Below are 15,052 nucleotides of genomic sequence, written 5' to 3'. Positions count from 1 at the left end.
AATCGAGAGAAGAGGGTTACTTGATGCTGAACTGATAAAGCAAATCAACGGCATTATCAGCCCCCGATACTGCTTCCAAATACAAATCTTTGATCAAGCGATATCGCACCGTAAACTCCGGCAAACTGGTGAAGATTCCCACGCCATATTTCACCTGAAGCCCGGGCAGAATGTAGCCTGATACTTCCACTTTTTCATCGTTCCCACTTCCCGCAGTATCCACCGTCAAATCCTGCACACCAAACGCTTCACCAAGTTTTCCGACCAGTTTACCGCTTTGCGATAATCCAAGGCTAATCAGCATAGAAGTCATCGCATTCCCATCAGATTCGCTGTCTAGATTACGACCACGGGTCAGATAAGAGAGTGCATTTGCTTGAGGCATGGCCGGATCAGAGAAAACTTGTACTTCCGGCGCATCGGCAGGCCCCGTCACGCGAATACCCGCTTCAACACCGTCTTCGATATTGTCAGGGTTTCGTATTGCTTCCACCTGTAAATACGGCTGTTCAGGCGGGCCATTGAAAAGGATTAACCCTTTTTTGATCAGCAAATCTTGGCCGAATGAACTGTACGTACCGTCCACCAGATTCACATCACCACCAACACTCGGGCCTTTCTTATTACTCTGTACATCGAGCTTGCCTTCAAGGTTGGTTTTCAGACCAAATGCTTCCAATCTGACATCATCACCAATGTTGACGTTGATCTTAGCATTGATGGTGATCGGATCTTTTTGGTCTTCACTGATCGGTTTCAGCTCATCATTCAAAATCACCAAATCACTGGAAACCTGAACAGCAGAAGGCGGCAATGATTCAACAATAATCCGGCCCCACGGTACAGACACATTGCCCGTGACATCCACTTGCTTGGGTGTGGCTTTGAGTGTCATGTCAGGGCTGACTTCCAGTGCCACCATTGGTGGAACCACAACTTTCAAGTGTTTGCCTTTGACGTTGAGCGAAGCAAGCCATGCATTGATATCACGCCAATCTGCCTCACCTTTCAACACCAGATCGCCATCGGGTGTCACCACTTTACCGTTGATCTCGCCTTGCTTGCCGTTAAGCGAAATAGCCATTTGGCCCTGACGAATTTCGACCGGCGCAGACAGGCTCTGCAGTTTTAAGTCCGTCAATGTGATGTTACCGTCTGCTGTTGGCGCATCCAGATCGCCGTTTAACACCACCTTACCGTTCAGCAAACCTTCCAGCTTGCTATCTCCGCCAAGCAAAGGTTGAAGCATGGACAAGCTGATCGTATCAATCCCTAACGTACTTTTGAGTACTTTCTTGGGGCTTGAAAGATTGGTCATGTCGGCATCCAACACCACTGATCCATTGTTCGTCAGGTCAAGCTGTGCATTCGCTGTGAGTTTTTCATCCACTAAAGCAGCATTGATATCCATGTTATCCCAACCCAACGTGAACGGTTGATCAAGTTGCTCAACCACTTCACCCTTACCCAAAGAAACGGTTGCTTTCACTGTGGGTAGCGCATTGGGTTTCCAGGCCACATCTGCGTTTGCGTTGACCGAACCACTCAATGTCGTTGTCTTCGGTAAGAATGATTGAATGATGTCGAGGTTGAACTTGTCAACAGACACTATCGCCGCACCACTGTCTGAAACAGAGATCGCTTTATCTAGACAAATACGGCTTTGATTCTGCCCCCAGCAAAATGCGCCAACATCCACTTTCCCCGTTTTGAGATCGTAACCAAGGGAGACATCATTTTGCAGTGCCCAAGGGCCTACCGGCGTGCGAAGCGTTGAGTTGTAAAGCGTACCTTTCCAGCCTTTTTTTCTGTCCAGACTGCCCCGAAGCGCAATGTCGGCACCGACAGGCTTGCCATCAACCTTCAAAGACACCGTCTGCTCAGCCTCATCACCGGATGCTCGAAGCTCCACGGTGTTTATGTCGACACCTTCTGCATTAATGCCATTCACATCCACAATCAGACCACCACTCACAACGGGCAGCGGTTTGAGGGAACCTCGGATTTTTGCGTTCGCAACCGATACGAGGTTTTGATAACGCAGCGCATTCGCGGTCAAATTAAGCGTGGCGATAGGTTCTTTAATGGTGCCAGACAGTGAAATGTCCCCTTGCACTGCACCATGGGTATCCGGCACAGAAGCAGCAAGCGAAGGCAGCTTTATTGCAACATCCAAATCGAGCAGGTCGTTAACACGCCCTGTTACCGCAATTTCATTGGGGCCGTGACTGAGTAAAAGCCCTTTAGTGTCGAGTTGAATATCACCTTTACCTTTTACATCAGAGGCTGCGACCTGCCCTTTCAACGTCAGGGCCTGATTTCGAATATCTCCCTGTACATCAAGTTCCGGTACATTAACTTTCCAGCCCCCAGCTTTCGTCAATTCACCGTCGTTTTTGATTTTGCCACTCAGCATCCCTTCCGCTTCTGGCCATTGCAGTCCGGGTTGAATGTCAGTGAAGGTCAACGCAGTTTCCCATTTCACTAATTCTGACCAATCAACACTGGCAGAGCCTTTGATGTCGCCCCCCAAGGTGTCGAGCTCAAGATTGCCCAACGCAATTTTGGACAAATCGCCACTCAACTGGGTCTTCAATGTGATATCAGGAATTTCCTTGCCCGACGCGGCCGTTTTCAAGGTGGCGCGGTAGCCTTTCAGGCTGCCACTGGCACGCAACGCCGATGCCGCCAAGCGGTAGTCAGGTACCGAATCATCTATCGGCCATTGAAGATTTCGACTGGTCAGCAACGCTTCAAAGGGCAAGTCAGGGTCGAGTACATTCAGTTTGCCTGTGAGTTTTGCCAGCAAGGTTCCGGTTAAGTCGGCTTTCAGCTCCAGCGAACTTAAGTCACCTTTTGCATCCAGTGTTAAGGAATGACCGTCAAGCGGCGCCATACGAATGCCGGCTTTTGCATCAAGGGTAAGTGGGTACTCACCTTTTAATGCTATATCGCCGCTTAGCGTCACCTTGCCTTGCTGCGCATCCAACAAAAGTTGTTGAATACTGACATCATTGCCACCTGCACGGCCTTGCAACACTAAGTGATGCACCTTCTGTGCTTGAGGTAAAAGCAGATCAACGTCTTTGAGTTCAAAGCGTTCGATAACCACATTCAGAGGAATGCTCACCTCTGGCAAAGTAAGTGCCTGCTTCGTCGGCTTAGGTGATTTGTCTGGCTTGGCTGCTGTTTCACCTTTTGACTCGGCCAATTCGACGTTGATCCCTTGCCAAAGCGTTGGCTTAAGCGTCAAGGTGCTACGCTGCATTTGCGCTGCTGTGGTCAGGCTGTCCCAGTGCACTTTGTTACCCAGAATATCGAGGTCGATATCAGTCAAAGACACACCGTTTAGGAATATTGGGATGGGTGTTGAAATAGACGTGATAGGTTCCGATGGCGGTGTCTCTTCAGACGGTCCGGTGTCACCAACATTGACCTTGAGGCCATCCGCATTCAGCGCATCAACACAAATGGCAGGTCCGGTCAGGCATTTGCTGTTCATATCGAGATACAGCGATTTGGCCGACACGGACACACCCTGCATGTCAAATGCAACGCCCTCAAGGGAGAAGCCATTAAGCAGCGCACCGCTGCCCTTTTCAATTTTCAACTCTGGCAGGGCTTTTTGTGCCCCCCATACCGCCAGTTTCACGCCTACCGGTGTCAGCAATATTGCACCAACACTGATAACAAGAAGAACCAATAACAAGACGACCGCGAGGGTCAAACGTTTTACCCAGCGCATCATAGCTCTGGACCCAAACTAAAGTGGATCATGAAATCATCATCTTTATTTTCAAAGCCATGTGCTAAATCAAGACGGATGGGGCCAACTGGGGATTCCCAACGAACACCCACGCCCACCGACGTTTTCCATTCAGGATCACTGGTTGTCCAAGCGTCACCAGCATCTGTAAAGACTGCCGCCCACCAGTTCCCGGTCACGCGATAGTTATATTCAAGAGAGCCTGTCGCCATATAGCTCCCCCCTTCCAAATTTCCGTTGTTATCTTTTGGAGAGATGGATTCGTAGCTATAACCTCGGATACTGTTGTCACCCCCCGCAAAGAAACGCAAAGACGGCGGCACACGTTCAAATTCACTGGTAAACACACCGCCTGCATTGGCACGAAACAAGAAACGGTTATCGTCATTTGCACTTCGAATCCACGCTGTCTGACCTATCATGCGAAACAGTCGGATGTCCGAGAGCAAAGCAGGATCGCCCGCTTCGAATGTAATAGATTGCTTGTCCCCCCAATAGGGCATCGCTCCGCCGCGGCTTCGCACGCGAGAGAAGTTGATACCAGGCAGGATCAGGTTGGATTCGTTCGAAACGGCACCTTGCGTGTAGTCAGAATACAGCCAGCGCAAATACAACGAGCGTTGCCAGCCCGTATCATATTTCCAGTGGCGAGAAATGGATGAAGTCCATTCGAGGCTTTTCGTGTCGTTGTTATCCAGGTTTTCCAGACCGAGCTGAACTTGGTAATACTCGCGCTCAACATCCTCAAGCGGGATTTTGTACGTAGACTCCAGTGTTTGCTTCGGTTTTGACACGTAAAGATCGGTATTGAGGCTATGCCCACGGCTATTAAACCAAGGTTTGCGCCAACCAATTTTTACGCGAGGCCCAGTGTCCGTAGAATAACCAATACCCGTTTCGAACTGGTTTCGCGGCGCGGGATCCAAACTGACAGCGATAGGAACTCGACCATCCCGAAGGTCATCCAACCCCGCCTCCACAAGCACTGACGAAAACCACCCCGTATTCGACAACGCTTGATTGAAAGCACCTAAATCACTAACAAGATAAGGATCGCCTTCTTTGAACGCCATCATACTGTCCAATCGATCTTCATTGATTTGACTGTTGTGATAAATGGTCGGCCCGAAACGGTAGCGGACACCACTGTCAAAATGCAGTCGAATGAACGCTTTATGGAGCCCTGGCGCAACTTCAAGTTTGGCGAGGGAGTATTCCGCATCAAAATACCCGCGGCGAACAGCTAAGCTCTGAATCGAAGATTTCAAGGCATCATATTGGCCCTGATTGAGTACATCGCCTTTTTGGGGCGCAGTTTCCAATAATGTCTTGAAAGCAGGGTCGCTAGATGCGCCACCCAGCATCTGAATATCGACGTCTGAAATAATCACCGGCTTTCCCGGGTCAATATTCAGCACGACGGTCGCATCCGTGTCAGATTGTTGATCTTCGATGGAGAATGTAATGTTAGGGTCAAAGTAGCCCAAGGCTTGCAGCGCTTTGGTTGCTTCATCTGTTACGCGGGATTGAAGTCGAAAATCGATACGCCGATCGTTTTGAGAAATGGCATCGAGGTAAACCTCAACGTTATCTTTTAACCCGTCATCGAGCCCCTTGATATCAAAATCAACATCCGCGATTGCTACCCCGGGCATGCCCAGTACGCTACAAATCACCCAAGGTATTAATCGTTTAATTATCATCAGTCGTACGTCTTATTCTCATCCTGAAAGTCATAATGAAACAAAATTCACCACAGTATGACCTTGAACCTGGTGCTATGCGCTGTTGCAAATGTGCATCAAAGCATAATAAAACTGAGTCTAAGATGACAGTCGACAAGGAGTCACGCCATGCACAACGCAAAACAAATCGCTATCAATGCTGAACAAGCCATTCCTGACAGAGTGCAGGAAATTATTCCGTCTGAGGCTCATGCCGTCAATGGCCGCACACTCAGTAAGGCCGTACTTCCCGGCGAAGAGCAGATTTTACTGGGGATGGGATGCTTTTGGGGAGCCGAGCGACTCTTTTGGAAGCTGGATGGCGTTACCTTGACATCCGTTGGTTATAGCGGCGGTTACACAGTAAATCCTACATACCAAGATGTATGCACTGCACAAACAGGCCATGCCGAAGTGGTCCAGGTTGTATTTGACCCTACCAAAATCAGCCTGGAGACGATTCTGACGCATTTTTGGCAGAGCCACGACCCCACACAAGGTATGCGTCAAGGAAACGACGTAGGGACGCAGTACCGCTCTGCCATTTACTGTTTTACCCCTGAACAGGAACGTATAGCATTGACCAGCAAGGAAGCTTACCAAACAGCGCTTAAGGGTGAAGGGATGTCAGGGGCTATCACCTCTGAAATCGCACAAGCAGCGCCATACTACTTTGCGGAAACCTACCATCAACAGTACTTGGCAAAAAATCCAAACGGTTACTGTGGCTTAGGCGGAACAGGCGTTTGCTTGCCACCATGGGAAAGATAAAAAAAACGCCCGAAGTCTCGGGCGTTTTTTTAAAAGCTTTTAACGTCAACGACGTTCTTTGTACCTCATGACAACGCTAACCATCACACTAATGCTGCCGCTGCAGACATCGCTCTGATTTCGTTATTAACCTCTGTCATTACCGCCAATGCGCGTTTGTTATGTCTCGATGGCGGAAGCAATTTACCCCCATCAAATTCAAACGCACCGATACCGTCGATGTATAGCCTACCGCGGAAAAAACCTTTTACGTAGCGGGCCACCTGTCGTGGGCGGTACTGGTGAAAAATGCGCAACATTGAAGAACTCCTTTCATGCCAAAGATAAAGACCGGCATCACATACCAAGGCTGACAAGCCAAGGCTGACATTTATGTGATGCAATCAAAATGCCAATTGTTCGCGGGGCAACTGCAAAAACTTTTGACAACAAAAACGACGACTCGGTTTCCCCATTTCTCATACAACGAAGTAAGCGTAGTAAAAATTAACCACATCGCAAAAATAAGACACTGTTTGTTAACAATGATTCAGAATGGCACGATGGAACATTACAAAATTGAGTCGTTGGATCTGTTATTGGTACGGAGTATTGCTGGCTATCAGCTATATTTAATTATCGTAACTGCTTCTGTTATAAGCATTTCAGAGGCGATGCAATCACACAAACCACACCATAAATAAACGGGATACTACCCCTATGCGTTGTACTAAAATTCTTGCTATGGCAACCGCTCTCATTTCCACTTTTGCCTCAGCACACAACATTTCCAACGGTTTTCCTCTTCCACAAACCTCGGTAGAGAAATACGGTGAGTTGACGCTTAACGGCGAGAATGTGGGATACAAACCTTGGAACACCAGCGAACTGACAGGCAAAGTGCGAATCATTCAGGCGATCGCTGGCAGAAGTAAGGCGAAAGAGATGAACGCGCCATTGGTAGATGCCATCACCGCCGCAAACTTCCCTGAAGACAAATACCAGACTACCACCATCATCAATCAAGATGATGCAATATGGGGCACAGGCGGCTTCGTGAAATCGTCAGCTGAAGACAGCAAAAAGGATTTTAGCTGGTCTTCCATCGTGCTTGATGCAAATGGTTCGGTTGCAGGTGCATGGCACCTTCAAGAAGAAAGCTCGGCCATTATTCTGCTGGATAATGACGGCGTAGTACGCTTCGTTAAAGAAGGCCCATTGAGCGAGCAAGAAGTCACGCAGGTTATTGATTTGGTAAATAAATCAATGAAGTGATTTTCATCACTAAATAACATTAAAAACCCGCTGATAGCGGGTTTTTTAATGTTTTAGGACAATCAGCCGATAAACTGGGATAGGTAGAGCAAAGTACCGATATAAAAGGCGACAAGCAGGGCGTTGACTGAGTTTACTCTGAATTTTTTCATTGTAATGATCCTCCCTCGCCGCCACTTTTTCTAAATGTTAACAAATTTAATTTTATTTTAACATGGTTGATTATGCGAGAGTGATTGTGAACTTTGCTGGAATATTCGCTTAATCATAGAGATAGGGATAGCGTATGGTGGAAGTAAATAAACCCGTGGTTGTCGACATCAAAGAAGCGGCATCAGAAAGGCTGGCAAGAAGAAGTTCAAGCAAGCAAGATAGCCATGTCATTTCCAGTCAGCATCGCCTGAAGTCTATCGCCAAGCACCATCATGTTGATGCCAAATTGCACAGCGTTGAACACGACAACCTGACCGCTAGAGCGGCTTATCGCCAACTCGAATTAAAGCAACGTCATCAAGCCAACCTTGAACAAATCATTCAGCTTGCTCACGATCTTTGCCGTGATGAAACAGCAGGATCACCCGATCCAGACTGGCTCTATCGCTTTTTCGACATGGCGCAGAAGATTTATGGCGATGGCATGCAAAAGCTTTGGGCTCGCATATTAAAAACAGAGATCATCAAGCCCGGAAGCACCTCACTCAAATCCCTCGCATTGCTTGAAGCAATGACCCAGCGCGAAGCGCAATCATTACAACGAGCGTGCGCACTCGCCTGCTCATTTGGTAGCGACAGTTCACTCAAATTGATCACGGGATTTCGCCAGCCTGAAAGTGGGGTAAAACGCTATTTCAAACCCGATCAAGCAGAAAGACTGGCGTTAGGTAAGTTCAAACTTCCCTATACCGATCTTATTTTGTTGATGGATCTTGGGTTGATCATCCGCACCGAGCTTGAATCTGGCCCGCTGGATCCCACAGAAAACTTGCCGTTCAACGGGCAAGGCAAAACGTTCATGTTAACGCCATGCAGAAAGGGAACAAGAATTTACTATTATCGCTTCAGCCCTACGGGCAATGAGCTAGCAAAATTGGTGGGCCAGAAAGCCCACCCTGAGTATATGGACGCATTGATGGCGATGCTATCTCACGCTTTTAACGTCGTCGTTGAACTGGGTTCAACCATCGATACGACGGCGTAAGCGCAGAGCATAGAGCAAGCGAACTCACAAGCAGGTTAAGCAATCACACCAGATTGCTTTAAAGTCTGGATACACTGTTCGACCAGATCATCCACAGCGTACTGATCAGTTTTGAGTGAAATTTCAGGGGATTCTGGGGCTTCGTAGGCAGAGCTGATGCCTGTGAATGCTTTGATTTCGCCAGCTCTGGCTTTTTTATACAACCCTTTTGGATCACGAGATTCACAAACATCGAGTGGGGTGTCGACAAACACCTCAATAAACTCACCCTCTGGCAGCAGCTCTCGGACCAATTGACGCTCTTCGCGAAACGGAGAGATAAAAGCAGACAGCACGATCAACCCAGCATCCGTCATCAGCTTTGCAACCTCACCCACACGGCGAATGTTTTCGCGACGATCGTGATCAGAAAAACCAAGATCGCGACACAAGCCATGACGCACATTGTCACCATCCAACAAATACGTGTGATGACCCAGCTCCGCTAAGCGATTTTCCAGCGCGCCAGCAACCGTTGATTTTCCCGATCCCGAGAGGCCTGTAAACCAAAGTAATGCCGAGTGTTGGCTTTTTTGCTCAGAACGAAACGCCTTATCAACCGCATGCTTATGCCAAACCACATTCTCATCTTTTTGCGGCTTATCAGCAGCACTCATAACTCAATCCTTGTTAATCAAAATGGAAAAAACACGGGAATTAACCCAATTACCAACGCGGAATACACCAGAGACAGAGGCAATCCTATGCGCAAATAGTCTGTGAGTTGATAGTTACCCACACTGTAGACCAGCAGGTTGGTTTGGTAACCATAGGGGGAAATAAAGCTCGCACTGGCACCAAATAATACCGCCATGATAAACGGCATAGGATCGACGCCATACCCCAACGACAAGCTATATCCGATGGGAAATGCCAAGGCGGCTGCGGCATTATTAGTAACCAGTTCGGTCAATACCAAGGTCAGTAAATAGGTGGCAATCAACGCACCATAAACTCCCCATCCATTAAACCATTCAATGAACAGGTCACCCAATTGCGCAGAGAGCCCGGAGTCAATCATCAGCTGCGCAAGGCTCAGTGCACTGCCCACAATCACCACAATTTCGACGGGAAACCGACGCCTCAATTCATTGAGATTCACCACCCCTGAGAGCAACAAAACGGTCAAATAGGCGGCCAATCCGTTGAGAAGCGGCAACCATTCCATTAACGCGGCTCCGATAATCGAGGCAAACCCAACCAGTACCCAGGTACTTAGTTTGGTATCAAGCCGCACACTGGAGTCCAACCCGTTGACCAACACAAACTCGCGTTCCATACGCTGTTGCTCTTTGGCAAACCCTTTACCCGGTACAATAACCAATGTATCACCGGCTAACAGAGGGATGTTCCCTAGTCCACCTTCTAGCTTTTCATGACCACGACGTATCGCCACAACCACGGCATCAAAATTTTCTCGAAACTTGGCCTCTTTCAGAGTTTTACCGAGAATGGATGCGCTGTGGCTCACCACAACTTCAAGCAAGTTTTGACCATTGATATGGTGCTGACCAAATAGGGCAAGTCCGTCAATTTCCTGCAACGTTGCGACGCTTTCAACATCACCACAGAATTGAAGTTTGTCCCCTTCACGCAAAACCGTGTCAGGACACACAGGCGCTATGACTTCACCATCGCGCACCACCTCCGCCAAATACAAACGTCTCAGTGCGCGCAGCCCATTCTCAGACACCGAGTTTCCAGCTAACGGTGATCCTCGGGTGATCGCAGCTTCCAGTACATACGGCAGGTCGCCTTCATTATGATCATCATAATCAGGCAGAAGATAACAAAAGGGGATCAACACCAACAGCCCCCCCGCTAAGACCGCCAGCCCTATGGTTGAAGGCGCAAAAAAGCCGAGCGTAGGTAAGCCTGAACTTTCAACAAAGCTGTTAATAATGAGGTTGGTTGAGGTACCAATCAACGTTAGGGTGCCACCTAAAATGGCAGCGTAAGACAAGGGAATAAGCAACCTTGACGGTGCGTGGCGACGATTACGTTTAACTGCACCAATCAATGAAACTACAACGGCGGTATTGTTGGTAAAAGAGCTCAAAAATGCCGTAGATAAGCCAAGCTTGGCCACCACTGTACCGAGCTCACCACTGGAAAGCTGGCCACTCACCCAGCTGACCAAGCGTGTTTTCTCCAGCGCTGCCGACGCAAGGATCAACAGCACCAGAGTCAGCAAAGAACTGTTTGTATAGTTCTCCGCCATCGCTTCCACGCTGATCAATCCTGATTGAAAGGCGATAAACGCCATTGCCGCAAACAAGATTGCCGGTTTGATCTTGGTAAACACCAAGCCCGCGACAACCGCTAACAGCAAACCCAATACCAGAGATTGATCCCACGTCATCGTCGTTACCCCAACAGCTTACTGATGTCGCGGGCATTCCAATGTGGGAAGTGCTTACGAACCAACGCGTTGAGTTCAACTTCAAACGCGGAGATATCCACGCTATTTGTCTGCACATTCGCATCATAAAGTAACGCATTGATCATGCCTGCGCCCACTGTCACATTGGTCAGGCGATCTATCACAATAAAGCCGCCGGTATCCGCACAATCTTGATAAAGATCCAGAGATACTGACTCGGTTAATTCCACTTCACACTCAGCAATGCCATTTAACGGCAAGCTATCTGTGTCAAACGTCTCCAGCGAGTTGATATCGACCTGATGACGGATTTTACTCACGGCACCGACCGTTTTCTTACCAGCGACTTTAATGTCGTATTGACGGCCAACTTCAAGCGGTGACTCATCCATCCACACAATACTCGCCGCCAGTTTGCTGGTTGCTTGATACGCTTCTGACACGGGTACAATCAAATCACCACGGCTGCAATCAATCTCGTCGGTTAGCGTCAGCGTCACGGCTTGACCTGCATGCGCAAACTCAAGATCCCCGTCAAATGTCACAATACGCTCTACCGTTGACGTCTTGCCTGATGGCAATACTTTGACTTCGTCACCAGGGCGTACTGAGCCACCAGCAATCGTGCCCGAAAATCCACGAAAATCGAGATTTGGTCGATTAACGTATTGCACAGGCAGACGGAAAGGTCCTTTGTCCTTGTCGCTGCTGACATCCACGGTTTCCAGCATGGTCAGCAGCGTGTCACCTTCATACCATGGAGACTGTGCGCTACGCTCGACCACGTTGTCGCCTTCAAGTGCCGACAGCGGTACCAGCTGAATGTTGATATTGCGATTCAGCTTCTTGGCAAATTCCAAGTACTCCGCTTTGATTTCTTCAAAGCGTGATTCCTCAAATCCCACCAAGTCCATCTTGTTCACAGCAACGATAAACTGTCGGATACCTAGCTGACTCGCGATGTAAGAGTGACGACGGGTTTGATCCAATACGCCTTTACGCGCATCAATCAAGATCACAGCCAGATCACAGGTCGATGCCCCCGTTGCCATGTTGCGGGTGTACTGCTCATGCCCCGGCGTATCAGCAATGATGAATTTACGCGGTCGCGTTGAGAAATAACGGTACGCAACATCGATCGTGATCCCTTGCTCGCGCTCGGCTTGCAAGCCATCAACCAGTAGTGCCAGATCCGGCTTCTCGCCCGTGGTACCTACTTTTTGACTGTCTGAATGGATCGCGGCTAATTGATCTTCATAAATTTGGTGAGAGTCATGCAGCAGACGGCCGATAAGCGTACTCTTGCCATCGTCTACAGATCCACAGGTCAGAAATCGTAGCAGGGATTTGTTCTGGTGTTGCTCCAGATAGGCCTCAATACCCAGCTCGGCCACTTGTTGTTCAATTACGCTGTTCATGCTTAATCCCTTAGAAATATCCCTGACGTTTCTTCAATTCCATCGAGCCCGACTGATCGTGATCGATTGCTCGGCCTTGACGCTCACTTGAGGTAGCAACCAGCATTTCCTCAATGATGCCCGGCAACGTGTTGGCTTCAGATTCAACGGCCCCCGTCAGCGGATAACAACCAAGCGTTCTAAAGCGCACACTCTTGTATTCCACTTTCTCGCCGTCACGCAGTTCCATACGGTCATCATCAACCATGATCAACATACCATCGCGATTTACAACAGGGCGAACTTCGGACAAATACAGCGGCACAATATCGATGCCTTCGAGGTAGATGTATTGCCAGATATCAAGCTCAGTCCAGTTCGACAGAGGGAAGACGCGAATACTTTCTCCTTTGTTCACCTGGCCGTTATACGTATGCCAAAGCTCAGGACGCTGGTTTTTCGGATCCCAGCGATGGTTCTTGTCACGGAAGCTATAAACACGCTCTTTCGCACGGCTTTTCTCTTCATCACGACGCGCACCACCAAATGCGGCATCAAAACCATATTTATCTAAGGCTTGTTTCAGGCCTTGGGTTTTCATGATGTCCGTGTGTTTGGATGAGCCGTGTACAAATGGGCTACACCCCATCGCGATGCCTTCAGGGTTTTTATGCACCAGTAGTTCAAATCCATACTTCTCTGCGGCTCGGTCGCGAAACTCAATCATTTCTTTGAATTTCCAATCCGTATCGACATGAAGAAGCGGGAAGGGAATTTTCCCCGGATAAAACGCTTTTCGCGCCAGATGAAGCATGACGGAACTGTCTTTACCGATGGAGTACATCATCACCGGGTTATCGAATTCTGCCGCCACTTCACGAATGATGTGGATACTTTCTGCCTCAAGTTGCTTGAGGTGGGTAAGAGTCTTGGCTTCCATTCTTCGTACTTTCCTTAGCCTAAATTAACCACGGTAGATGCATGAGCGTCACCTGCCGTATGGAATGATTGCTTTCCAAACCAGCTCAACTGGTCTGCGAGTTCAACGACTTCACCGACAACAATAAGTGCAGGCGAACCCACTCCCTCAGCCAATGATTCCAGCTCGCTTAATTGTCCTTTGTAGATTTTCTGATTTGCGCGGGTGCCATTTTCAATAATGGCGACAGGGGTATCCGGTGCGCGGCCGTGATGGATAAGTTGTTGTTGAATGTGCCCGCTTTTCATCAGACCCATGTAGATAACGAGCGTCTGACGACCGCGTGCCAACGTTGCCCAACGGAAACTGTCATCTTCTTTTTTCAAATGACCCGTAATGAACATCGCCGTTTGTGCATAATCACGATGGGTCAACGGGATCCCTGCATAGGCGGTAGCCCCTGCGGCGGCAGTAATGCCGGGCACAACCTGAAACGGTACGCCCGCTTCTTGCAACACCTGCAGTTCTTCACCTCCACGACCAAACATAAACGGGTCACCGCCTTTCAAGCGCACGACACGCTTACCGTTCTGCGCATGTTTGATCAGCATGGCATTGGTTTCTTCTTGGGATACGCTGTGGTAACTCGCTCGCTTACCGACACAAATCAGTTCTGCATCACGGCGGCACAGTTCCATGATTTCATCCGAGACCAGATAGTCATAAAGCACCACATCCGCTTGCTGCATCACTTGCAACGCACGCAGCGTCAGCAAACCTGGGTCGCCTGGGCCCGCACCAATCAACGCGACTTCCCCTTGCAAAGAAACACCGGAGGTCAGGTTTTCCAGTTCCGCTTTCGCGCCGTTTTCATCGCCTGCAGCAACCAAAGAAGCAAAACGTCCATCAAAGGCCATTTCCCAGAATTTACGACGTCCCGTCAGTGTTTTGACTTTGGTTTTCAACGTGTCACGAAACTCCCCCGCCAACGTCGCCATACGACCGATATGCGCAGGGATCAGTGTTTCGAGTTTTTCACGTAATAGTCTTGCAAGGACGGGCGATTTACCCGCGGAAGAAATTGCAATCACAATCGGGCTGCGATCAACGACAGAAGGGACAATAAAGCTACATTTTGGCGTGTCATCAACAACGTTAGCCAACACATTGCGGGCATTGGCCGCGTTGGAAACCAGTTCATTCACCAGAGGGTTATCCGTGGCTGCGATAACCAAAAACATTCTGTCTAGGTGCTGTGGCGAAAACGCCTCTTTCACCCACACCAACTCACCACGTTCTGCGGCAGACGCCACTTCATGATCGGCGTCCGGTGAGACTACAGTGACCGCTGCACCTGCTTTGAGCAACATGCGCGTTTTACGCCACGCAACTTCCCCACCGCCGACAACGAGACACGGTCGTTCATCCAGTTTTGCGAATATTGGCAAGTAATCCATAGTGAAAGCCTTTTCCGTCCTTTGAACGACACTATAGAGATTTCATGATATTACTTGAAATTCTAAAATTTCATTTTTTATAACAGTTTGGTTATTAGCACTTCACATACACGCCTTCTTTTCAGCCACAAAATACTATTCCTG

11 protein-coding genes are annotated in these 15,052 nt (G+C 48.8%); 3 read left to right on the top strand and 8 right to left on the bottom strand.

Annotated elements, in window-relative coordinates:
- Nucleotides 1-16: 16 nt before the first annotated feature.
- The gene (tamB, locus tag B5D35_RS02665) at nucleotides 17-3,748 is read right to left on the bottom strand and encodes an autotransporter assembly complex protein TamB (protein WP_170915116.1); all 3,732 of its coding nucleotides are present in this window, start codon (nucleotides 3,746-3,748) and stop codon (nucleotides 17-19) included.
- On the bottom strand, nucleotides 3,745-5,466 hold the full coding sequence (tamA, locus tag B5D35_RS02660) for an autotransporter assembly complex protein TamA (protein ID WP_342068295.1): 1,722 nt from the start codon (nucleotides 5,464-5,466) through the stop codon (nucleotides 3,745-3,747). Before tamA ends, tamB begins: the two co-directional genes overlap by 4 nt.
- Before the next feature lie 153 nt (nucleotides 5,467-5,619).
- Here tamA and msrA point away from each other — a divergent pair, with 153 nt between their 5' ends.
- Nucleotides 5,620-6,261, top strand: coding sequence for a peptide-methionine (S)-S-oxide reductase MsrA (msrA, locus tag B5D35_RS02655; protein ID WP_078751059.1), 642 nt, complete (start codon nucleotides 5,620-5,622; stop codon nucleotides 6,259-6,261).
- Nucleotides 6,262-6,344: 83 nt separating this feature from the next.
- On the opposite strand, the gene B5D35_RS02650 is transcribed toward msrA, so the two are convergent.
- Nucleotides 6,345-6,560, bottom strand: coding sequence for a DUF1107 domain-containing protein (locus tag B5D35_RS02650; RefSeq protein ID WP_078751058.1), 216 nt, complete (start codon nucleotides 6,558-6,560; stop codon nucleotides 6,345-6,347).
- A 400-nt stretch (nucleotides 6,561-6,960) separates the two neighbouring features.
- Between B5D35_RS02650 and B5D35_RS02645 the strand changes: the two genes are divergently transcribed.
- Together B5D35_RS02645 and B5D35_RS02640 are read left to right on the top strand one after the other, a co-directional pair.
- Entirely contained in the window at nucleotides 6,961-7,515 is a 555-nt protein-coding gene (locus tag B5D35_RS02645; RefSeq protein WP_078751057.1) for a YtfJ family protein, read from the top strand.
- A 286-nt stretch (nucleotides 7,516-7,801) separates the two neighbouring features.
- Nucleotides 7,802-8,713 carry a TIGR03899 family protein gene (locus tag B5D35_RS02640; protein ID WP_078751056.1) on the top strand — a complete coding sequence of 304 codons (912 nt, stop codon included), beginning with the start codon at nucleotides 7,802-7,804 and terminating at the stop codon, nucleotides 8,711-8,713.
- A gap of 35 nt (nucleotides 8,714-8,748) precedes the next feature.
- On the opposite strand, the gene cysC is transcribed toward B5D35_RS02640, so the two are convergent.
- Genes cysC through cysG form a run of 5 tightly spaced genes read right to left on the bottom strand, consistent with a single transcriptional unit; the run spans nucleotide 8,749 to nucleotide 14,908 of the window.
- On the bottom strand, nucleotides 8,749-9,369 hold the full coding sequence (gene cysC, locus B5D35_RS02635; RefSeq protein ID WP_078751055.1) for an adenylyl-sulfate kinase: 621 nt from the start codon (nucleotides 9,367-9,369) through the stop codon (nucleotides 8,749-8,751).
- A 17-nt stretch (nucleotides 9,370-9,386) separates the two neighbouring features.
- Nucleotides 9,387-11,114 (bottom strand): SLC13 family permease, encoded by a 1,728-nt coding sequence (locus tag B5D35_RS02630; RefSeq protein WP_078751054.1) that lies wholly within the window; start codon nucleotides 11,112-11,114, stop codon nucleotides 9,387-9,389.
- Nucleotides 11,115-11,119: 5 nt separating this feature from the next.
- Nucleotides 11,120-12,553 (bottom strand): sulfate adenylyltransferase subunit CysN, encoded by a 1,434-nt coding sequence (gene cysN, locus B5D35_RS02625; RefSeq protein WP_078751053.1) that lies wholly within the window; start codon nucleotides 12,551-12,553, stop codon nucleotides 11,120-11,122.
- A 10-nt stretch (nucleotides 12,554-12,563) separates the two neighbouring features.
- Nucleotides 12,564-13,472, bottom strand: a complete 909-nt coding sequence (cysD, locus tag B5D35_RS02620; protein ID WP_078751052.1) for a sulfate adenylyltransferase subunit CysD — start codon at nucleotides 13,470-13,472, stop codon at nucleotides 12,564-12,566.
- A gap of 14 nt (nucleotides 13,473-13,486) precedes the next feature.
- Nucleotides 13,487-14,908, bottom strand: a complete 1,422-nt coding sequence (cysG, locus tag B5D35_RS02615) for a siroheme synthase CysG (protein ID WP_078751051.1) — start codon at nucleotides 14,906-14,908, stop codon at nucleotides 13,487-13,489.
- Nucleotides 14,909-15,052: the final 144 nt, after the last annotated feature.

The sequence above is a fragment of the Enterovibrio nigricans DSM 22720 genome (assembly GCF_900167155.1).
GTDB classification, from domain to species: Bacteria; Pseudomonadota; Gammaproteobacteria; order Enterobacterales; family Vibrionaceae; genus Enterovibrio; species Enterovibrio nigricans.
The sequence above is the reverse complement of the archived record's forward strand: the minus strand, read 5'-3'. Positions and strand labels throughout refer to the sequence as shown.